We start from the raw sequence: 23,565 nt of genomic DNA, 5'->3' as shown, positions 1-23,565 counted from the left end.
GAATAATGTTAAAAAAGGGTTTTAGCAAGGTGCTTCAGGCTATCTTGGCTCACAAGGTGAAAACGGCGCTGATTGCATCTGGGGCCACGGCAGCTATAGCGGTCACTGCGGTGGTTATGACAAATCATCCTATGGAAATTAAGGATGAAGTGATAGCTTTAGGAGGCGGTTGGCCAGATTCATTCTTTTCAGACGAATATGTAGAGCCTGAGTTTGTGGATGATCCAGGTAGAACAAATAATGCCTTTAATGTGGCAGACTTTGGTGAGCAGGGAAACAACGGCTGGTTTTATAGATACGGTTCAGCTTTGGACCCTGTAAAGTCTAGAAGACTTGAGTCTTATGATGGAGAAAAGTATTTTCAGCTTGGAAAAACAGGTATGGAAATCAAATCAAACTTCATCCACACTGCAGAAGGAATAGCACCAATTCTTGAGTGGAGAGCGGCAGATACCGGTAAGGTAAATGTACAGCTGACTTACGTAAAGAATGCTAACAAGGACAAAAATCCTTCTTATCCAGATGGTGTCACGCTTTATGTGTACAAGGGCGATGAAGCAATTGGCAGATACGAAGTAGATGTAAGCACAGATAAGGAAGAGGTTGTAGAGGAAACAATCAAGGATTTATCTGTGGAAGAATTGGAGAGCCTATACTTTATCGTTGACCCAAATATGAACAATGCATTTGATGGTGGTTCACTTTATGTTGCTATCAACGATGTAAACTCTAAAGGGCCAACTGCTTCAGTAGATACCACAAGAGAGAATAATAATGCAAATTCTCAGGAGGATTTTGGGAAGCAGGGAAATAATGGTTGGACGTATCTTTACGGCAAAAGTGTAAAGGATGCCAAGCTTGTTTCCACAGAAAAAGATGGAGCATACATGAATGTTACATCTCCAAATCTTACAATTAGCCAGTATTTCATCCATCCAGCTATAAATGACGAGGCTATGCTTTGCTGGCAGCCAGCTGTAGATGGCAAGATTGAGGTTAGAGGAAAGTACACCAAGTTTGAGCAAAACGATGGTGATCCAACATGGCCTGATGGTGTAGTTGTATCTGTTTACAAGAAGGGTGAAAAACTATTCAACAAGAAGGTAGCTGCTCCAGCAAAGGGAGAAAATGCTATTTCCTTCAGAGAGCAGGACTTAGAGGTAACAACAGAAGATAAGCTATATTTTGTGGTTGATGCAGGAATCAACTCATCATATGACGGTGGATGCTTCGATATCAACATCATTGATAGAACAGGAGCAACTACAGAAGCAGATGTTCAGATAGATGAATCGGAGACAAGACAGAACTTTGCAGATGTAAAATATGATTTCGGCGAGCAGGGCAAAAACGGATGGTTCTATCAGGATGGATTTGGTGATGAGCCAACTGGTTCATATAACATGCAAAACTTCGAAACTGAAGAAGACAGATATTTTGATAGCAGCTATTTGGAAATCAAGCGTGATTTTGTAAACACAGGAAAGGGCAAATCTGCAGTAATTAAGTGGAAGGTTGCCCAGACTGGTGATATCAAAATCGATGCAGCTTATACAAAGTTCAAAAACGAAGATAAGAATCCAAGCTGGCCTGATGGTACTAGAGTAACAATCTATCACAATGATGAAGTTTTAGTTCAGGAAGAGTTTGAAGCTGACACTAAAAAAGAGATTACAAAGTCATTGAACGTAGAAAAAGTGTCTGTTAAAAAAGATGACTTCATCACAATGGTTGTAAACGGTAAGGATAACAACGCCTATGATGGAGGAAGCTATGAGTTTTCAATAAAGGGATTATCACCTCTTACAGGTAAGACTCATAAGGATGTTACTTCTACAGGCGGTTCTAGAACAAATAACGCTTCAATGCAGGAAGACTTCGGAAAGCAGGGAAGTAATGGCTGGGTATTCCAGTCAGGATATTATCTTGATCCTGATTTTGCAGTAAATGTTGAAACTTACAAAGAGAATGATAAGTACACAACTAACGACGGAATTGAAATAAAGAGAGATTACATCATGCCAGCCAATAAAGGCAGATCGGCAAATGTAAAATGGGTTGCAGCTCAGACTGGTCCCGTAGATATTTCATTGACTTATACAAAGCTAAAAAATGAGGATGCAAATCCTGATTGGCCAGATGGTGTAACGGTATATTTAAAGAAGAACAATGAAATTCTTAAAAAGCAGGATTTCGAACCTCTTACAGACAGAGAAGTTACAAAGGATTTGTCAGTTGAAGGGGTAAATGTAAAAGCAGGAGATTGCCTGACACTTATGGTAGATGGCAAGGAAAATACAGCCTACGACGGTGGTAATTTCACATTTGTAATTGAAGATGCAGATTTAAAAACTGTTGATATGGTAAATAACAGTGGTAGCAACTATGCTAATCTTGCTTTAGATTTTGGTGAGCAGGGCAACAATGGTTGGTATTACTGGGAAGGCAAGAGCATAGATAAGGCTGAGGTTCTTCGTCAGAAGACAGATGATGGCACTGGCTACACTTCTAGAAAGCTTAAAGGTTTAGAGGTTAAAAAGGACTTCGTTCAGCCTCGACTCAATGCCCATGCAATGTACAAGTGGGTTGTTGCTGTGGATGGTGAAATTGATATAACTGGAGCCTATGTGAAGTTTGGTCACGAGGACCCTAATGCAACCTGGCCAGATGGAACAACCGTCACCATCTATAGGAATGGCAAAGATATTTTTGATGAAACATGTTCTTGTCCACGAGGAGAGGACCGAAGCAACAAGATTGATATCAATATTTCAAAGTTAAGTGTAAAAGCTGGAGAAGTCATCACTTTTGACATTGGTTGCAATAAGAATAATGCATGGGATGGCGGTCGCCTTGAAATTGATATTGAAGACGCCAATGCAACAAAGGTTGGTGTTGGTAATAAAGAGAGAACAAACAATACTGTTCTTGGTGCTATTGACTCTATTGAGCAAGGTACGGATGGATGGTGGTTCTTAGACGGAACATCTCTGAAAGATGCAAAGGTTCTTCATTACATGAATGATGATAAAACTGCTTATCTTTCAGGTAAAAATGAAGGTCTTGAAATAAAGAAGGATTATGTACATCCAGGTAAAAATGGAGCAGCTATTTATCAGTGGGTAGCTTATTCAGATGGTAAAATTGATATTTTAGGTGATTACGTAAAGTTTGGTCAGAATGATTCAAATCCAAGCTATCCAGATGGTACAAAGATTCAAATTTACATAAATGATAAGCTTTTAACTGAGCAGGATGTTGCAGTATTTGCAGGTGATGGAAATGATAACAAAATCGATTTCATGTTCACAAAGCAGGATATTCATAGAGGCGATAAAGTATCATTTGTAATCTCAGCAAAGGGAAATAATGCATATGATGCTGGAAAGCTTTCGGTAAGTATATACGAAGCAAATTCAGAGTCAACTGGCAGAACAAATAATACAAATCTTAAGAATGCATTTGGCGAGCAGGGCTCAGATGGATGGTATTATGGAATGTGTGACTGGGATGGCAAGAACTTTGAATTGCTTGAAATGGACGCAGAGAACAACAGATATTACAACAATGGTAAGCCAGAGCTTAAGGCAGATTTTGTTGAACCAGGAAATGGTAAGAATGCTGCATACAAATGGGTTGCAGGTGAAACAGGAAAGATTAAGGTAACAGGAAAATATACTAAGTTTGTTAGTAGCAATGATCCTGCAGCAGATGGCGTAGTTATCAGAATCTTTATCAATGGAGAGGAAAAGAAGTTTATTGGTGTTCAAGGCAATTTCTCAAGTGAAGTAACTAGGGATATCAATGAAGAATATGTTGTTCATGAGGGAGATGAAATCGTATTTGCGGTAAACCCTGAGGGCAATGACAGCTACGATGGTGGACGTCTTGAAATTACGATTTCTGATGGAACAGGAAATGATGATGAACCAGAGACTCCGGACACTCCAGATGATCCTGCTGAGCCAGAAAATCCTGGTGAAAATACAGACCCAGAACCTTCAGATGATCCAGCAACAGATGGCAGAACAAATAATACTAGCCTAGCATCTGCATTTGGAGAGCAGGGTTCGGATGGATGGTACTACGGAATGTGCGACTGGGATGGAGCTAACTTCAGCGAGTTAAGCTATGATTCAGGAGCAAACAGATACTTTAACGATGGTAAGCCAGAGCTTAAATCGGATTTTGTAGAGCCAGGAAATGGCAGAAATGCAGCTTACAAATGGGTAGTAGCACAAGATGGAACAATCAATATTTCAGGAAGCTATGTGAAGTTTGCAAATAGTGAAGATGAAAATGCTACAGGAACCTGCATGAGAATCAGAGTAAACGGACAGGAGATATACTTTGAAAATCAAACAGCTGGAAACTTTGATTCAGAAAGAGAAGCTACATTTGATAAAACAATAGATGTAAAGAAAGGCGATGTAATACTATTTGCCATAGATCCAGAAGGCAACGATGCCTGGGATGGTGGCAGATTAGTGGTTAATATTAAATCAGTGGATTAGTTGATTGATGACAGGTAATCGGAAACCTCTGGGGAAACCTCCTCAGAGGCAACGATGCCAACATAAAGATGTTCAGAAAAACCTGCTTGAACAAATAAATTAGAGTAAGATAAATCAATGGCATAAGGAACTTGGCCTTCATCCTCTAGATAATAGTTTTCTAATTTGTTTGCGAGAGCAGGATTCTTTGACTCTAAATAATCCTTTGGATTTGTAAGATATCCGGCATTGTTAGCCATTTCGATTCCGTAGCTATCAGCAACAATAATATCAAGCTTGCCCGCGCTAATGGCAGACATAAGCTTCATAGAGGATGCATAGGCATACTCTAAATTGTCACTTGCTGGATCTTCAGTGATAAGTAGATTTGTATAGTTGGAAATGTTAAGACCTGATTCTTCATCGATAGATTTTAGCATGCTATCATCAGTGGCAATGTTTACATAGGCCACATATAAATCTATGTCATGATTCTTATGAACAGTTCTTATGATAGAAAAAAGAATACAAATAATAGCTGCAGTGACTATTATGTGGATTTTGTAGTAATCCATGATGTACTGCAGCTTTTGTTTTTTGTTTAATTGTGAAAATGTTTTAATTCTGTTCTTCATAGTTCTCAGTGCTTTGTAGCTCGCATTGAATCAAAATATTTTTCATTAGCATGGAATTAATAAGTGCACATGTGCCAACACCCAGGATGATACATGGTGTGCAAACGTAATATACGATGTATCCCATAATTAGAAATACGCCAAACATTATGACGGTGCAAAAAATAAAACGCATACCAAGCATAATGGAGTTTTTAAACAGGTTGATTATCGTATTTTCGAAGTGCGCATGTAAAGGATAAATCCATAGCAGAACTATCGTATATGCGATAGAGGCTATGATAAGCACTGCGCTAATTAACGTCCAAAGCTTTGAAGTAAAACAAAGATGATAAAGAATGTATCCATCTGTGAGGATGATGCATCCTAGCAATGTCATAATCAATCCGATAATAGTGCTTTTCTTAAAATCATCCTTAAAAGCTTTAAAGAAAGCCTTGGTAATATAGCCCTCTTCATCTTTTACTATCTTTTGACAGCAGTAGTACAAAGCTGTTGTAGATGCTCCGATTGTGACAATTGGTATACAGCAAATAAACCAAAGTATGTTTAGCCAAACGCTGTACACAATCTTGGTAAGAAAGGTCAGAACCGGACCATCGTAGTTTAATAAATTTCTCATAAAATCTCCTACTAATTAATCTCTAGTAGATTCCCTATAAATAAGGTTTGTCTCGGTATAAACAGTGCGATAGTTTAAATCAGGCTGTTCTATACGAGATACCAAAAGATTGGCAGCAGTAAAGCCCATAATCTGTGAGTGAATGTGACAGGTGGTTAAGGCTGGTGTCATAACCTTTGATTCTGCTGAATCATCGAAGCCTGCAATCATAACATCCTTTGGATATGAAAGACCCATAACCTTGAGGCAGTTGATTATGTCTATTGCAATGAAATCGTTGGTGCAGATAAACAATTCTGGAAGCTCATCAAGTGCTGAAATGACTTTAAATAGATTGGCAAAATATTCTGGGCCATGTGGATGAATATCTGTAAGACAGAACTTTTCATCTATTGGAAGTCCATTTAAATACATTGCATTTCTAAAAGCCATATATCGTTCAAAGAAAGAGCGGCAGTGATTAGCCTGGCCAACGAAACCAATTTTTTTAACACCGCGTTCTTTCATATTAGAAATCAAGTTAAAGAAGCCCGCTGAATTATCCATCATAAGCACATCTGCTTCAAGCTGATTGCTGTAGCTTTCAACTGGTGCATCCACAAATAGCATTGGGATGCCAAGGCTGCAAAGCATTTCACAGTATTTTTGATTGAACATTTCTACACATATGATGCCCTTTGTGCGTTCTCTGTTAAAGCTAACTGGTAGAACCATATCAGCAATATTGGCAGGAGTAACACGGTGCATCAACATGCTATATCCCAAATCTGTAATTTCATGCTGGAATTTGTCTAACATAGTAGAAGCGAAATGGGAGTTATCCAAAAAGCTTCCTGTAAAAAGAGCTATTTCACCAGTGTGCTCTGGTTTCTTTACTATGCTTCCTCCGAAGATATCGGAAACAGAATTTGCATATGAAAACTGTTTGTACCCCATTTCAACAGCTTTTGCTAATACCTTTTCGCGTGTGGCATCGGCGAGAATGCCAGTGTTATTGATTGCCTTTGATACGGTGTTTCTTGAAACACCAAGAGCATCGGCAATATCTTGAATCGTAACTTTGTTTGCCATTATATTCTCCTATTTATTTAATGTAAAAATCCGCTGTAGGATTTATTGTCTAAATCCGTTGATAAAATTATAAAATGTAAAAATATATTTGTCAAATGTAAAAATTGAGATGGTTCATTTTTACAAAAAGAAAAGTAGAGTATTGTAATAATGTTACAAATAAACAAAATCGCATTGACACAAATGTAAAAAATGGTATAGTAAATTCATACACAAGTTGTGCAAACGCACACAAATGTTTTGGGTGTATATGAGGAGGATAAATGGAAAAGGAAGGCAAATTTCACAATACGATTACGTATGTGACACATCATTGGAGACTATATGTTTTCTTCTTGGGACCAGCGCTTTTACTTACAATCATTTTTAAGTATTTGCCAATGGGTGGTATTTTGATTGCATTTGAAAAGTACAGTCCTTTCAAAGGCTTCTTCGGAAGTGAATGGGTTGGGTTTGAATATTTTCAGCAGTTCCTATCATCCCCAGATTTCATGTCATATCTGGTTAATACATTAAAGCTTAGTGTATTTGGATTGTTATGGGGATTCCCAGTTCCAATCATTCTTGCACTTCTTCTTAACAGAATAGAAAGCAGCAAGATCAAACAAAAGATTCAGCTTGTTTTATACATGCCAAACTTCATATCAGTAATTGTACTTTGCGGTATGGTAAGAATTCTTCTTTCAGTAACAGGACCAGTTAATATGTTGTTCCATACAACAATCAACTTCCTTACACTTCCAGAAGCGTTCAGACCTATTTACATTATAAGTGGTATTTGGCAGGGTGCTGGTTGGGCATCAATCATGTACACAGCATCACTTGCAAATGCCAGCCAGGAATTAAAGGAAGCAGCTCAGATTGACGGAGCAAACATCTTCCAGCAGATAAAGGCAGTTGAGTGGCCTGCTATTAAAGATATGGTAATCATCCAGTTCATTTTACAGGCTGGTAACATAATGAGCATTGGTTTTGAAAAGGCATATGCTTTACAGACAGACTTGAACTTAGGTGCTTCAGAAATCATTGCTACTTACGTATACAAAAAAGGTTTGTTGGATGGAAACTACAGTTATTCAACAGCGGTTGGTTTGTTCAACACAGTCATCAACTTAATCCTACTTTTATCAGTAAACAAAGTTGTTGAGAAAATGAACGACGGCCAGGGCCTGTAATTGGGAGGATACGATGGAGAATAAGAAAAAGAAGAAAAGTACATTTGCCAAGTATTCAGCTGGTGATAAAACATTCTTATTAGTTGGATATGTACTTTTAGGGTTATTTGTATTGGCCATAATCGTGCCAATGGTATATATAGTGATTGCTTCTTTTATGGATCCAATTACATTGCAAAACCAAGGAATCACATTTGACTTAGATAAATGGACATTAACAGCATATGAAAGAGTTATTTCCAATTCACAGATTTGGGTAGGCTTTAGAAATGCAGTAATTTATTCGTTGTTGTTTACCTTCCTATCAGTCGCTATAACAATGCTTTGTGCCTACCCAATGTCATTAGATGACTTCAAAGGGAAAAAGTTTTTCAACGTTATTTTTATGATAACAATGTTCTTCGGCGGTGGATTGATTCCTACATATTTGTTAATCAGCAACCTTGGTCTTCTTGATAGCATGTGGGCAGTAATTCTTCCAGGAGCTTTCTCAGTATGGAACATGATTATTGCACGTACATATTATAAAGGAATTCCAGGAGAGCTTAGAGAAGCAGCAGAAGTTGATGGAGCAAATGAGCTCACATTATTCTTCAAGATTTTACTTCCAGTATGTACACCAGTTATTGCGGTGCTTTGCTTATGGCAGTTCGTTGGAATGTGGAACAGCTACTTCGATGCAATGATTTATTTAAACACAGCTTCAAAGCAGCCATTACAGTTGGTGCTTAGAGCTATTCTGATTCAGAATCAGCCAGATGCAGGAATGATTGCAGATATGCAGTCAACAGCAGAAAGAGCAAGACTTGCAGAGTTATTAAAATACTCAACAATCATCATTTCAAGTTTGCCACTTTTAGTTATGTATCCATTCTTCCAGAAGTATTTCGATGCTGGAATTATGGTTGGCTCAGTTAAGGGATAAATAGTAGCGTGTAGCTATTATATATATTAAATGGAGGAGATAAAATGAAGAAAAATGTAAAGAGATTCGCAGCAGCCGCTCTTGCTATGACTATGGCAGTGACAGCATTCACAGGCTGTGGATCAAAGGGTAACAGCGCAAGCAACGCAGACAAGGTAGATGTATCAAATCTATCATTTCCTTTGGATGAGAAGGTAACAATCACAGGTATGATTAGCTACCCAACGGGAACAGAGGAGGAGCCAAACAATCGTACAATCTTCAAGAGACTTGAGGATGACACAAACGTACATGTTGAATGGACAGCCATTTCATCAGATCAGTGGGGCGATAAGATTTCATTGAATATGGCAAATGTAAACACACTTACAGATTTCGTATTCAATGCAGGCTTCAGTGATAGTGATCTTTTAAGATATGCTGATCAGGGCGTTATCATTCCAGTAGAGGATTACATTGATGAGTATATGCCAAACTTAAGCACTGTTTTCGAGAAGTATCCAGAATACCGTACAATGTGCGAAGATGAAGATGGTCACATCTGGGCATTACCATGGATTGAGCAGCTTGGTTCAGAAAAGACTGCTATTCAGACAGTTGGTAACAACATGACATTCATCAACCAGAAGTGGTTAGATTTCCTTGGACTTGAAACACCTACAACAGTAGATGAATTTGAGCAGGTACTTTTAGCTTTCCAGGAGCATTCAAGTGAGCTTCAGAAAGAGTTCAATATTGATGGCGATATCATTCCTATGTCATGCATCGTAAATGATCAGGATCCAAACCTTTTGATTAATGGTTTTGGTGATGGTATCGGTGATGTAGATATGGGTCAGCATATTGCAGTAAATGATGACGGAAAAGTTGTATGTACTGCAACTACAGATGGCTTCAGAGATGGTGTAGAATGGTTACATAAGCTTTACAGCGAAGGCTTAATCGATCCAGAGTGCTTCACACAGGATTGGTCGACATACGTTGCAAAGGGTAAATCACACAGATACGGTGTATGCTTCTCATGGGATGTTGCAAACATCGACAACATTCAGGACTATGTACCACTTGCAGCTCTTAAGGCAGATACAGTAAGCGTTACTCCACAGAACGGTTCATTCACTTCTGGTTTTGATAGAGGACGTTGCGTAGTAACAAGTGTTTGTTCAAACCCTGCATTAGTATGTGCTTGGTTAGATCAGATGTATGATCCATTCCAGTCTCCACAGAACAACTGGGGTACATACGGCGAGGATGATGATTTCGATATCTTCGAGCTTAGCGAGAATGCAAACGGCGAGCCAATGCTTAAGCATGCAGCTTTAGGTGATGCTTCACCTGTTGAGGTTCGTGAGGCTGAGTGCGTAGGTGGACCACTTGCAGTATTAGATGAGTACTATGATGTATACGTAACTTGCCCAGATGATGCCCAGTATCGTCTTGATTGGATTAAGGACTACTACACAGATGATATGCACTGCAAGTATGTATATCCAAAGGTATTTATGTCTGCTGATGATACAGAAAAGCTTTCAGCTATCCAGACAGATTTAGTATCTTACTTAAATTCAAGCAAGGCTGAGTTTATCAGAGATGGTATTACAGATGCTACATGGCAGTCATACCTTGATCAGGTTGATAGCTATGGCTTAGATCAATATTTGGAAATATATCAGAAATACTTTGATGATTTCTATGCTAATTAAGAAATAAAACACGGAAGGAATTAGAAATACCAATGAGCAGTCAAACACTTAGAGAGGCGAGAAAATACGAGGAGGTCTATGAGAAATTAATACCTGAGGAGAATAGACCGAAGTTTCATTTATCGCCTAGGGTTGGTTGGATGAATGACCCTAATGGATTAAGTTATTATGGAGGGAAGTATCATTTATTCTACCAATATCATCCATATGATGCACACTGGGGTCCAATGCATTGGGGCCATGCCACAAGTACTGATTTGCTTCATTGGGAGTTTCTTCCAGTTGCTTTGGCTCCAGATGAGTTCTATGACAAGGATGGGGTCTTCTCAGGAAGTGCCATTACTCTAGAGGATGGCAGACATCTTCTTATCTATACTGGCGTTATGAAAAGAACAGCTGAAAATGGTCAGATGAAAGAGTTCCAGACACAGTGTATAGCAGTCGGTGATGGATTAGATTACGAGAAATACGAAAACAATCCTGTTATTAATTCAGACCTTATCCCTGAAGGGTCAAGCAAAACAGATTTTAGAGATCCAAAGATTTGGAAAAAAGAAGATGGCAGCTACAGATGTTTAGTTGCCAACAGAGCACCAGATGGAAGTGGACATTTACTTCTATTTAAGAGTGCAGATTGCATTCACTGGGAGTTCGAGAAAATATTTGCAAAGAATGAGCGCAGATATGGTCTTATGTGGGAATGTCCAGACTTCTTTGAATTAGAAGGCAAAGGTGTTCTTTTAACAAGTCCACAGGATATGCTTCCTGAAGGATTTGAATTCCACAACGGCAATGGTAACCTTTGCATAATTGGTGATTTCGATTCTGCAACAGATACATTTACAGAAGAAAATGTCCAGGCAGTTGATTACGGAATTGATTTCTACGCTATGCAGACAATTCTCACAGAAGATGGCAGAAGAGTCATGATTGGCTGGATGCAGAACTGGGATACAACAGGAGCTCACGATGGTTCAGAACCATGGTTCGGCCAGATGTCACTTCCAAGAGAGCTTTCTATCAGAGATGGTAGATTATGCCAGTGGCCAATTAAAGAAGTGGAAGATATGCGTTCTAATAAAGTAGAGTATCGTAATTACGATATTATTGCTACAAAGAACATCAAGGACAGTGATAGCGAAAGCGTTGCAGGTGGTGTTTCATTAGAAGGCATTAATGGCAGATGTTTAGATTTAGAATTAGAAGTTAAGCCTAAGGATATTCAGGCTATGTATGACAGATTTGTTATCTCAATTGCAGCAGATGACAAGTATCATACGGATATCGTTCTTCGTCCAAAGGAAAACATTGCAAAGATTGACAGAAAGTTTTCTGGTTCAAGACGTGCAATAGTGCATCAGCGTAGAGCTCATATTCCATGGAAGAGCGAGACAATCAAGCTTAGAATTGTAATGGATAGATACAGCATGGAAGTATTCTTCGAGGATGGAATGTACGTTATGACAGCATCGCTTCCAACTGATGTATCTTGCGATGGCATCTATTTCAACACAAATGAGGATGCAGTTATCAACATTACAAAATACGATCTAAACTAAAGTGATTATTGCCACCGACGGACAAATGTCCGCCCTACGGAAATTTTTTATTGTAATACTGAAAAAATTATAGTATAGTATCAAGAGCGATTACTTTAGTTTAGTAAAGTGACCTCTTGATACTTTTTTTGTGTAGATTTGAATGTGAAAACTCTATCCTATACAGAACAAATGTGCTATTATGAATGCGTAGAATAGTATCAAGATAAGGAAGGTTTTACATGGATCTATTTGATTACATGAGACAGGAAGCAAAGAAAAAGGAATCGCCTCTTGCCGCTAGGCTTCGTCCTACCACACTTGATGAAGTGGTTGGGCAGCAGCACATCATTGGCAAGGACAAGCTCCTTTACAGAGCTATAAAGGCGGATAAGCTTTCTTCTATTATATTTTATGGACCACCTGGTACAGGTAAGACCACACTTGCACAGGTAATCGCCCACACCACATCTGCAGAGTTTACTTCCATCAATGCCACCACCTCCGGTAAAAAGGACATGGAGGCAGTTGTTGAGGGAGCCAAACAGACGCTTGGTGCATACGGCAAAAAAACAATTCTATTTATCGATGAGATTCACAGATTCAATAAGGGCCAGCAGGATTATCTGCTTCCATTTGTTGAGGATGGCACCATCATTCTTATAGGAGCCACCACTGAGAATCCATATTTCGAGGTTAACGGAGCTTTGCTTTCCCGTTCTATTATTTTCGAATTAAAGCCTCTTGATATAGAGGATATCAAAATCCTCATCAACAGAGCTTTGACAGATTCAGAAAAGGGACTTGGAAGCTACGATGCTGTTATTGATGATGATGCTTTAGAGTTTTTGGCAGACATTGCCAATGGCGATGCCAGAAGCGCTCTTACAGCTATTGAGCTAGGCGTTCTCACCACAGACAGATCCGACGATGGAAAAATCCACATCACCATAGATGTTGCCAGTGAATGCATTCAGCGTAGAGTTATCAAATACGACAAAGATGGCGATAATCATTACGACACCATCTCTGCTTTTATAAAGAGTATGAGAGGCTCAGATCCAGATGCGGCTGTCTATTATTTGGCTCGAATGCTTTACGCAGGAGAGGATCCCAAATTCATTGCAAGACGTATATGTATTTGTGCATCAGAGGATGTAGGAAATGCTGATCCTCAGGCACTGGTAGTTGCTACCAGCGCATTCCTTGCAACAGAACGAATCGGTATGCCAGAGTGTCAGATTATTCTTTCTCACGCTGCTACATACGTAGCATGTGCACCTAAATCAAATTCAGCCTACGGAGCTATTGATTTAGCCATGCAGGAAGTGAGAAACAACCACACGCGACCAATTCCAACACATCTGCAGGATGCACACTATAAGTCTGCTGGAAAGCTAGGACATGGCATAGGTTATGAATATGCTCACGATTATCCAAACCATTTCTCACACCAGAGATATCTTCCAGAGGGACTTGAAAGGGGAGATTTTTACAAACCAGGAAATCTCGGTTATGAACAAGTTATTAATGAGTACTTAGATAAAGTACGAAATAATAAATAAAGTAAATGAAAGAGGACCAACAATGAAAAAGTACAGTGAAATGTCACCCGAAGAACTTGAAGCAGAGAAGGAGATACTTAGAAAAGAGTATGTTGCTTGGCAGGCAAAGGGCTTAAAGCTTGATATGAGCCGTGGTAAGCCATCCGTAGAGCAGCTTAATCTTTCTATGCCACTTTTCGATATCCTTGATGGAAAGTCTCTTATGAAATGCATGAATGGTGTTGAGACTAGAAATTACGGACAGCTTGAAGGCATCGTAGAAGCTCAGCATCTTATGGCAGAAATCATGGATTGCCAGCCAGAGCAGGTAATCGTATGCGGCAACTCATCATTAAACATCATGTTTGATACAGTTGCTCGTGGATACATGTTTGGCTTTGACGGCTGCACACCATGGTGCAAGCTTGAGAGAGTTAAATGGCTTTGCCCAGTTCCTGGTTATGACAGACATTTTGCTATTACACAGCATTTTGGTTTTGATATGATAAACATCCCTATGAATGAGGATGGTCCTGATATGGATGTTATTGAGGGACTTGTTGCAGCAGATGACACAATCAAGGGTATCTGGTGTGTTCCGAAGTACTCAAATCCTCAGGGTATTGTATACTCAGACGAAGTTGTTAGACGTATGGCAAATCTTAAGCCAGCAGCAAAGGACTTCAGAGTATTCTGGGATAACGCATATGCGGTACATCACTTATACAAAGAAAAGAGCAAGATTTTAAATATTCTTCACGAGTGTGAAGAAGCAGACAATCCAAATCTTGTATTTGAGTTTGCTTCTACTTCAAAAATCACTTTTGCAGGCGGTGGAATTGCAGCAATCGCATGCAACCACAACAACCGTGAGGAGCTCAAGAAGACACTTACAGTTCAGACAATTGGTTTCGACAAAATCAACATGCTTCGTCATGCTAGATATTTTCAGGATGTTGAATCAGTATCTAAGCACATGGAAAGACATGCAAAAATCCTTCGTCCTAAGTTTGAGCTTGTAATCAAGACAATGGAAGAGGATTTAACAGGCCCAGGTTGTGGTTCATGGATTTCACCAAAGGGTGGATACTTCATTACATTTGAGGCTCCAAAGGGAACAGCTACTCGTATCGTAGATTTAGCAGCAGAGGCAGGCGTTAAGCTTACTCCAGCTGGTGCACCATTCCCATACCACATGGACCCAGGCGATTCAATCATCAGATTTGCTCCATCTCTTCCACCAATCGAGGAATTAGAGAAAGCAGCAAAAATCTTTACAGTATGTGCTCGTATAGCATATCTTGAAAAGCTTATTTTGGCTAAGGCTGAATAGGAGGTTTCTTTATGAAGATAGGTTTTATTGGAACAGGTAACATGGGCAGTGCCATGATGGGAGGCATCATTTCCTCAGGCATGGTAGAAGCTACAGATGTTATGGCTACAGATATTTTCCAGGCTGCACTTGATAGAATAAGTGAGGAGTTCGGCGTACACACAAGCACTAATAACAGAGATGCAGTAGACTTTGCAGATATCATCTTTCTTGCTGTAAAGCCTCAGTTTTTGGCAAAGGTTGTAGATGGCATCAAGGATATGGATTTCAGTGATAAGCTTGTTGTTAGTATTGCAGCAGGACAGTCATTGGAGCGACTTACAGGTATGTTTGGCAAGGAGCTGAAGCTCATCCGTGTAATGCCAAATACTCCAGCTCTTGTTGGGGAAGGCATGAGCGCTCTTAGCCCTAATGAGCTTGTTTCAGAGGATGAAGCAGCCACTGTATTAAAGCTTTTTGAAGCATTTGGACAGGCAGAAATTATTCCAGAGCGTCTTCAGGATGCAGTTGTTGGAATCAGCGGTTCTTCACCAGCCTATGTTTATATGTTTATCGAAGCACTTGCTGATGGAGCAGTTGCAGAAGGAATGCCTCGTACACAAGCATACAAGTTTGCAGCGCAGGCAGTTCTTGGTTCAGCCAAAATGGTTCTTGAAACTGGCGAGCATCCAGGAGTTCTCAAGGATGCAGTTTGCTCTCCAGGTGGCACTACAATCGAGGCTGTTGCAGCTCTTGAAGCAGCAGGATTCAGAAGTGCAGTTATCGAAGCTGAGCGTATCTGTATCGAAAAATCAAGGGATTTATAATTAAGTAAAAAATCTTACATTAAAGGCACAAAAAGTAAGGGCCACAATATTTTTTATAATGATAATATGTAACTATTCAGGATAATCTGAGGTATATCAGATTGGACTGAATAGTTATTTTTTTGCAAAAAAGGAGAGATTGTTATGAATATCCTAAGACCGGACAGCGAGGTAATGGAATTTCTAGGAAAGGCAACGGATTTAATTATATTAAACCTACTTTGTGTTCTATGTTCTATACCAATAATCACTATTGGTGCGTCTTTTACTGCTAAATATTATGTTTCCATGAAGATTGCTAAGGGAGAAGAAACAAGTGCAGTAAAAAGTTTCTTTAAGTCATTCTGTTTGAATTTCAAACAAATAACTCCAGTTTGGATGGTAGAGCTATTAGTACTTTTAGTTTTAGCTTTTGACTGGTACAACCTTTTCTTTGGAATGGCACAGTCAATGCCTGTTCCTATGAGAGTGGTATTAGCAGTTATTACATTTTTAGTTTGGTCAATTATATATTGTATGTTTCCTTTCATGGCAAGATTTCAGACCACAACAAAGGATTTAGTAAAAGCATCTATCGTTATGGCAATACTAAATATCCCAAGAATGGTGCTGATTTTTATAGTAACTTTTTTACCATATATTATTTGTGCATGGTACATCCAGTGGGGGCTGGCAATTTGGATACTTACTACTACAGTCTCTCTTTACTACATCAGTAAGGAGTTTGACACTCAGCTAGAAATGATAACAAAAGGAGAAGATGAAAATGAATCAAGAAACAATGAAGCGTGCTAAAGAATTAGTGTCGCAAATGACTATGGAAGAAAAGACTAGTCAGATGCTATATCATGCCGCAGCAATAGATAGGCTAGGAATACCAGCGTATTGTTGGTGGAATGAGGCTTTGCATGGGGTGGCCAGAGCTGGAGATGCAACAGTTTTTCCTCAGGCAATTGGACTGGGAGCTACATTTGATGAGGCGCTAGTGGAAAAAATTGGTGATGCTACTTCTACAGAAGGTCGAGCAAAATACAACCAGTTCATCAAGCATGGTGATAGAGATATTTATAAGGGACTTACATATTGGGCACCTAATGTAAATATTTTCCGTGACCCTAGATGGGGCAGAGGTCACGAAACATATGGTGAGGATCCATATCTTACAGGTCAGCTTGGCATGGCTTTTGTACGAGGTTTGCAGGGACCAGACCTTGATAATCCAAAGGCAGCTGCTTGTGCAAAGCATTTTGCAGTTCATTCCGGACCGGAGGCAGACAGACATCATTTTGATGCTAGGGTTTCTGATCAGGATTTGTACGATACTTATCTTTACGCCTTTAAGAGACTTGTGAAGGATGCCAAGGTAGAGTCTGTTATGGGAGCCTACAATCGTGTAAACGGTGAGCCAGCCTGTGGTAGCAAACGCTTACTAAAGGATATTCTAAGGGATGATTGGGGCTTTGAAGGACATGTGGTTTCTGACTGTTGGGCTATCAGGGATTTCCACGAAAACCATAAGGTAACAGGTTGCGAAGTGGAATCTGCAGCATTGGCTGTGAATAACGGCTGTGATTTGAACTGCGGATGCGTATATGAAAAGCTTATTTACGCATATAAAGCTGGACTTGTTTCAGAGGAGACAATTAACACAGCTGTTGAAAGATTGATAGAACTTCGATTACGCTTAGGAACTCTTCCTGAAAGAAAAAGTAAATATGATGATATTCCATATGAAGTGGTGGAATGCAAAGAGCATAAGGATTTAGCCAATGAAGCAGCAAAGGAAAGCTTTGTTTTATTAAAGAATGATGGCATCTTGCCACTGAATAAAGACAAGTTAAAGACCATAGGAGTTATTGGTCCTAATTCAAACTCAAGAATAGCTCTTGTGGGAAATTATGAAGGAATCTCATCTGAATATATCACTCCACTTGAGGGAATCCAAAGATTTGTTGGAGATGATGTAAGAGTATTCCATGCAGATGGAACTCATCTTTGGAAGGATAGAATGCATGTGCTTAGCGAAGCAAGAGATGATTTTGCAGAAGCTATGGCAGTTGCAGAGCACTCAGATGTTGTGGTTATGTGCTTAGGCTTAGACTCCACAATCGAAGGTGAAGAAGGTGACGCTGGAAACGAGTTTGGTAGTGGTGACAAAAAGGGACTTAAGCTTCCAGGCTTACAGCAGGAATTACTTGAAAAAATAACTGCAGTAGGAAAGCCAGTTGTGCTTCTTCTTTTATCTGGTTCGGCGCTTGATTTATCATGGGCACAGGAAAACGTAAATGCGATAATGCAGTGCTGGTATCCTGGAGCAAGAGGTGGAAAAGCTATTGCACAGGTGTTGTTCGGACAGGATAGCCCAAGCGGAAAGCTTCCTGTTACATTCTACGCATCTGACAAGGATTTACCTGATTTCAAAGATTACTCTATGGATAATAGAACTTATAGATATTTTAAGGGAACACCACTTTATCCATTTGGATATGGATTGGGGTATTCCAAAATCAAATGCGAAAATGCTTCTATTAATAAGATTTCAGGAAACATGGATGAGCACTTTACAGTGACAATTGATGTGGCAAACCAGGGAAGCATGAATCAAAAAGAAGTGGTTCAGGTATACATTAAGGATGTGGAAGCGTCAACAAGAGTTCCATTGTGGTCTTTGAGAAAAGCTAAGAGAGTAGTCCTTACACCAGGCGAGACAAAAACAGTTTCATTTGAGCTTAATCCAAGGGATTTTGCAATCATCGATGAAAAGGGAAATGCCATTGTGGAGCCAGGAAAGTTCAAGATAGCTATTGGAACTAGCCAGCCTGATGCAAGAAGCGAAGAGCTTACAGGAAATAAATGTGATGTATTTGAAATAGATTTGAAAGGTGAAACTATTCAGGTTGAATACTAGGATAGTTCGTTAAGGGAGAAGATAATGACAATTGCTAATAATCCAATTTTAAAGGGCTTTTATCCAGACCCATCAATATGCAGAGTGGGTGATGATTTTTATATTGTATGTTCAAGCTTTGTATATTTCCCAGGAGTGCCAATTTTCCACAGCAAGGATTTGGCACATTGGGAGCAGATAGGTCATGTACTTGATAGAGAAAGCCAGCTGCCATTACATGGTGAAATCTCTAGGGGAATTTTTGCTCCAACAATTAGAGAGCACAAAGGCACATTTTACATGATTACAACAAATGTTGATGCTGGAGGAAACTTTTTAGTAACAGCTAAGGACCCAGCAGGGCCATGGTCAGAACCTTACTATCTTGGAGATAAGGAGTGCCCAGGTATTGATCCATCCTTATTCTTTGACGATGATGACCGTTGCTATTATGTTGGCACCAGACCAAATCCAGAAGGTGTTAAATACAATGGAGATTGGGAAATCTGGGTGCAGGAGCTTGATTTAGATTCTATGAAGCTTGTTGGCCCATCTATGGCTATCTGGAAGGGAGCTGTTAAGGATGTTATTTGGCCAGAGGGACCGCATCTTTACAAGAAGGATGGTTATTACTATTTGATTCATGCAGAAGGTGGCACAGGTCCAGAGCATGCCATATCAGTTGCCAGATCAAAGGAGCTTTTCAAATGGTTTGAAGGTTGCCCAAGAAATCCAATATTCACACATAGAAATCTGGGCAAGAACTATCCTGTTATCTATGCAGGACATGGAGATTTAGTAGATGATAAAGACGGAAATTACTATATTGTAATGCTTGCATCAAGACAGTGTAAGAACCATTGCAGTATGGGGAGAGAAACATTCCTTGCCAAGGTGACTTGGGAAGATGGATGGCCTGTTATCAACCCAGGTATTGGAAAGCTAACAGACCAGATTGAGCTTCCATTTGAGGAATACAGATTCAACCAGGAAAATTCCTATACAGATATTATTCATTTTGACGGTAAAGAATTGGACGATAGATTAGTTGGAATAGAAAGAAGAAGTGAGAATTTCTATTCTCTTACAGAAAAGCCAGGATTCCTTACTCTCTACACTCGCCCAGAAAGAATAGAGGATATTTGCAATCCTTCTTATTTGGGAATTCGCCAAAAGGATTATTCATTTGCTGTTAGCTGTGGAGTTGATTTCACCCCTAAGAGCGATAAAGAGTGTGGCGGCCTTGTGTTGTTCCAAAACCATGAGAATCATTTGGTTATGGAAATTGTAAAAGGCGAGAATGGAAAGCAATTCCGTGTGAGAACTGTCATTTCTGGAAAAGAAGAGGTCATAAAATCCATACCAGTTTCAGATGGATTGGTTGAAATTGGAATAAAGGCAAAGGAACAGAAGTGCCAGATTTATATTGTTGATGAAAATGGCCAGTTGCCTGTGAAGGAAGATGTTGATTTGATTCCATACACAACAGAGGAAGCAGGGGGATTTGTTGGCTGCACAGTTGGTATGTACACTTCATCCAATGGTGCTGATTCGGATAACAGATGTAGCTTTAAATGGATTAGTCATACAAAGAATTAAGGGCATGATATATGAAAAGGTTTTTTAATAAGCTTGAAATAAAAAGGAAGATGGCCCTTTTGTACATCCTTTGTGTAGTGCTTCCAATTATCATTTCAGATGGTTTTGTTTTCAAGTCCATTTATAATTCAGAAAAATCTTCAATTCTTCATCAGATGGAAAATGAAGCAAATGCCATCAATTACACTTTCTTTAATCAGGTAGACGAGGCTGCGAAGTTGGGAAATGCTTTATACAGCAGCCTCTACGTACATAGGTTTTTACATAAGGAATACTCATCAAATCTTGAGTATTACAATGCATACCAAACATTCTTTGATGACACACTTTTAAAGCTTGTAACAGGTCAGTCTGGTATGGAATATCGTATTTATTTGGACAACAATACCATCACAAATGGAGCGGAATTTCAGAAGATTACCAAGGCTATTGGAACAGACTGGTATGACTATATTTTGACATCCCATTTGAACAAGGGACTTTATTTTGGAATGACAAAACAGCCAACAGGAGCCCTGCAAAGGACGATTTATTATTTTCAGCGACTGAACTATTACAAGTATAATTCGCCCAATATCTTGCTGATAAAGATAGATTATTCAAAGTGTGTTGATGATATAGAGAATCTGAATTATCCATATAAAGCATATATATGTGACGATACTAGAGTGTTAATGTCCAATGGAAAATATAGTAATGTAAGCAAGGAATATGCTAACAAGACGCTGTTAGAGAATATTGCATATTCTCAGGAGTGTGAAGTTTACGGACAAAAACTGGAAATCAAAATAAAAGATACTAATTACAGTTTTATTGATTTGTTCAGAAAACGATGGTATCAGCTATTATTTTTGATTGTAATAAATATTGCATTGCCGGTGTTTGTAAGCAGCCTGATGCACACCAATTTGAAAAACAGATTGCGAGAGCAGGAAGCAGTGGTAGCTAGAAAGAATGCAGAGCTAATAGCCCTTCATAGCCAAATAAATCCACACTTTTTGTTCAATGCACTTGAGAGCATTCGGATGCATTCGCTTCTTAAAAAGGAAGAGGAAACAGCTAAAATGGTGGAGCATTTAGCAAAGCTACAACGACAATATACTGAATGGAACGATGACATAATAGCAATTGAAAACGAGTTGAATTTTGTAGAGGCATATTTGCAACTTCAAAAATACAGATTTGGGGATAGGCTTTCTTTTGAAATAGATATTGAGGATGAATGCAGAAAACTGTTGATACCAAAGCTGACCCTTGTAACATTTGTGGAAAATGCAGTTGTTCACGGTATTGAAAGTAAAACCACACCGGGATGGATTTTTGTTCGTATATACGTTAAAGGCGAAAATGTAATTATAGAAATAGAGGATACAGGAAGCGGAATTCCAGAAGATATAGCAAATGAACTGCTGGAGAATATGCGTAATGCCGATATTTCTATGCTAAAGGAGAAAGGTAGAGTTGGAATTGTAAATGCATGCGTAAGATTAAAGATGATATCAGAAGATGATGTTATGTTTGATATGGAGTCGGAAATAGGTACAGGAACTCTATTCCAAATTACAATACCAATGATGTATTTAAAGGGGATGATTTAATGTTAAAAGTTTTGCTAGTGGACGATGAGCCGTTCATATTACAAGGTCTAAAGGTATTAGTTGACTGGGAAGCTGAAGGCTATGAAATCTTCACTGCTGTAAACGGAAAAGAGGCTCTTGATTTCATAAAGAAACAGCCAGTCGATCTTGTTATTGCAGACATTAAAATGCCACTAATGGATGGAATCGAACTTTTAAAGGAAGTTCGAAAGCTAAATGATGAGATATACTATGTGATTCTTAGCGGATATGCGGAGTTTGGATACGCCCAGGAAGCATTAAAGCATGGATGTGTAGAGTATATTTTAAAGCCTGTGGAAAGGGAGCAATTACTTACTATTCTTAGAAAAATTGCCGATTTGAACAAGGAAAAAATCATTGAGATTCAGGATAAGGCAAAGAAGGATAAGGCTTATCTTGATAGAAATATTATGTCCCTTCTTAGAGGGAAATACGATAAGACAAATATTGAATGCATATCAGATAAAATCAATGTGGATGAGGATATGTGTTATGTAGAGGTGCAGTTGGATGTTGCTACCTTATCAGAGGATTATTCAGATGAAGAAAAGAAGGAACAGCTGAATAAGCTTTACATGGCGGCAGATGAATTTCTTAAGAACGATTTTGCATTATGCATAATGGATGTTTCTGACAGCGAGAAAACCTACGATATAGGCTTTATCTATACAGACTCAATGGGGCAAAAACTACAGCTTACCACTGAGGAATATTTGAAACGATTCTATGATTATCTTATCGTAAATACGAATCTAGAAATTACGATGTTAGTAGGCAAAAATGTCTCTGGTATTAGGAATATTTCAAAATCATATGGTACAGCCAATATGCTTCGTTCTCTCCAGGGATTTAGAGAAAAGAAAAATATTTATTATTACGAAGATGAATACAAAATCACTGATACAGGCATACTTATTTGTAAGAAACAGCTAGACAACCTTATAGAGGCAATCGAAGGTGGGGAACATGTCGAAATAAGAAAAAGAGTGGATGAGTTTTATCAGGAAATGAAAAACACTGGTGTTACAGAATCTACCATGAATCTTAATATAAATTACCTTCTGTTTCAGCTGATACATCTTGCAAGCGAGCTGGATAACGAAGTCAATCAGGAGGAAATCCTTAGAATGATTTTGGAAAGTACCTCAGAAGAGGGAATTAGACGAGGTGGCCGGACTCATCTTTGCAAAATGGCCTATGCTTATGGAGATTACATAACTCAGCTTCGTAAAAACGTATCCAAGGGTGTGCTTGGTCAGATAGAAGATGAAATCAAAAGAAATTATGCCAGCAATTTAACCCTCAGAGAGTTAAGCGAAAAGTATTATATAAATTCAGCATATTTAGGTCAGGTTTTCAGGAAAAAATATGGTTGTTCATTTAAGGATTATCTTAATGAGCAGCGTCTAAATGAAGCTGCAAAGCTACTTCGTAAAAGCGATATGAAAATATACGAAGTAGCTGAAATGGTGGGCTACAAGGATGTTGATTACTTTGTAAACAAGTTTATTGAGGCAAAGGGGTGTACCCCTACAAAGTATAAAAAGAATATGGCCGTCTAAAATTTGAGGGGGAGAAATGTAAAGTTTCTCCCCCTTTTATCTATAGTTTCTCG

The 23,565-nt window shown here is 38.9% G+C and carries 16 protein-coding genes; 13 read left to right on the top strand and 3 right to left on the bottom strand.

Annotated features, from left to right (window positions below; genetic code table 11):
• The first annotated feature begins 5 nt into the window (after positions 1 to 5).
• Entirely contained in the window at positions 6 to 4,514 is a 4,509-nt protein-coding gene (locus BO15_RS0100400) for a hypothetical protein (protein WP_033151553.1), read from the top strand.
• Here BO15_RS0100400 and BO15_RS0100395 read toward each other — a convergent pair.
• Genes BO15_RS0100395 through BO15_RS0100385 form a run of 3 tightly spaced genes read right to left on the bottom strand, consistent with a single transcriptional unit; the run spans position 4,511 to position 6,821 of the window.
• Positions 4,511 to 5,128, bottom strand: a complete 618-nt coding sequence (locus BO15_RS0100395) for a hypothetical protein (RefSeq protein ID WP_033151552.1) — start codon at positions 5,126 to 5,128, stop codon at positions 4,511 to 4,513. The genes BO15_RS0100400 and BO15_RS0100395 overlap by 4 nt on opposite strands.
• Positions 5,112 to 5,750, bottom strand: a complete 639-nt coding sequence (locus BO15_RS0100390) for a YesL family protein (protein ID WP_033151551.1) — start codon at positions 5,748 to 5,750, stop codon at positions 5,112 to 5,114. The genes BO15_RS0100395 and BO15_RS0100390 overlap by 17 nt, the downstream gene beginning before the upstream one ends.
• Positions 5,751 to 5,765: 15 nt before the next feature.
• Positions 5,766 to 6,821, bottom strand: coding sequence for a LacI family DNA-binding transcriptional regulator (locus BO15_RS0100385; protein WP_033151550.1), 1,056 nt, complete (start codon positions 6,819 to 6,821; stop codon positions 5,766 to 5,768).
• A 263-nt stretch (positions 6,822 to 7,084) separates the two neighbouring features.
• Here BO15_RS0100385 and BO15_RS0100380 point away from each other — a divergent pair, with 263 nt between their 5' ends.
• The 12 genes from BO15_RS0100380 to BO15_RS0100325 all read left to right on the top strand — a co-directional run bounded on the left by BO15_RS0100380 (position 7,085) and on the right by BO15_RS0100325 (position 23,512).
• Positions 7,085 to 7,996, top strand: a complete 912-nt coding sequence (locus BO15_RS0100380) for an ABC transporter permease (RefSeq protein ID WP_033151549.1) — start codon at positions 7,085 to 7,087, stop codon at positions 7,994 to 7,996.
• Between the two features lie 13 nt (positions 7,997 to 8,009).
• Entirely contained in the window at positions 8,010 to 8,921 is a 912-nt protein-coding gene (locus BO15_RS0100375) for a carbohydrate ABC transporter permease (RefSeq protein ID WP_033151548.1), read from the top strand.
• A gap of 44 nt (positions 8,922 to 8,965) precedes the next feature.
• A complete protein-coding gene (locus BO15_RS0100370) occupies positions 8,966 to 10,624 on the top strand; it encodes an ABC transporter substrate-binding protein (RefSeq protein ID WP_033151547.1) in 1,659 nt (552 codons plus the stop codon).
• A 32-nt stretch (positions 10,625 to 10,656) separates the two neighbouring features.
• Positions 10,657 to 12,183: a glycoside hydrolase family 32 protein gene (locus BO15_RS0100365; protein WP_033151546.1), complete on the top strand. Its 1,527-nt coding sequence runs from the start codon at positions 10,657 to 10,659 to the stop codon at positions 12,181 to 12,183.
• A gap of 221 nt (positions 12,184 to 12,404) precedes the next feature.
• The gene (locus BO15_RS0100360; RefSeq protein WP_033151545.1) at positions 12,405 to 13,727 is read left to right on the top strand and encodes a replication-associated recombination protein A; all 1,323 of its coding nucleotides are present in this window, start codon (positions 12,405 to 12,407) and stop codon (positions 13,725 to 13,727) included.
• A 22-nt stretch (positions 13,728 to 13,749) separates the two neighbouring features.
• On the top strand, positions 13,750 to 15,039 hold the full coding sequence (locus BO15_RS0100355) for an aminotransferase (protein WP_033151544.1): 1,290 nt from the start codon (positions 13,750 to 13,752) through the stop codon (positions 15,037 to 15,039).
• An 11-nt stretch (positions 15,040 to 15,050) separates the two neighbouring features.
• Positions 15,051 to 15,845: a pyrroline-5-carboxylate reductase gene (gene proC / locus BO15_RS0100350; RefSeq protein ID WP_033151543.1), complete on the top strand. Its 795-nt coding sequence runs from the start codon at positions 15,051 to 15,053 to the stop codon at positions 15,843 to 15,845.
• Between the two features lie 144 nt (positions 15,846 to 15,989).
• Complete coding sequence (locus BO15_RS0100345) at positions 15,990 to 16,640, top strand: YesL family protein (protein WP_052169685.1); 651 nt, start codon at positions 15,990 to 15,992, stop codon at positions 16,638 to 16,640.
• Complete coding sequence (locus tag BO15_RS0100340) at positions 16,612 to 18,753, top strand: glycoside hydrolase family 3 C-terminal domain-containing protein (RefSeq protein ID WP_033151542.1); 2,142 nt, start codon at positions 16,612 to 16,614, stop codon at positions 18,751 to 18,753. The genes BO15_RS0100345 and BO15_RS0100340 overlap by 29 nt, the downstream gene beginning before the upstream one ends.
• 24 nt (positions 18,754 to 18,777) lie before the next feature.
• Complete coding sequence (locus tag BO15_RS0100335) at positions 18,778 to 20,331, top strand: glycoside hydrolase family 43 protein (protein WP_033151541.1); 1,554 nt, start codon at positions 18,778 to 18,780, stop codon at positions 20,329 to 20,331.
• 11 nt (positions 20,332 to 20,342) lie between these two features.
• Positions 20,343 to 21,929 (top strand): sensor histidine kinase, encoded by a 1,587-nt coding sequence (locus BO15_RS0100330; protein ID WP_033151540.1) that lies wholly within the window; start codon positions 20,343 to 20,345, stop codon positions 21,927 to 21,929.
• A complete protein-coding gene (locus tag BO15_RS0100325; protein WP_033151539.1) occupies positions 21,929 to 23,512 on the top strand; it encodes a response regulator transcription factor in 1,584 nt (527 codons plus the stop codon). Before BO15_RS0100330 ends, BO15_RS0100325 begins: the two co-directional genes overlap by 1 nt.
• Positions 23,513 to 23,565 lie beyond the last annotated feature (53 nt).

This window comes from Pseudobutyrivibrio ruminis HUN009 (genome assembly GCF_000703005.1).
Taxonomy (GTDB): Bacteria; Bacillota; Clostridia; order Lachnospirales; family Lachnospiraceae; genus Pseudobutyrivibrio; species Pseudobutyrivibrio ruminis_A.
Note: the sequence above shows the minus strand (reverse complement) of the source record. Positions and strands in the feature narration are given on the sequence as shown.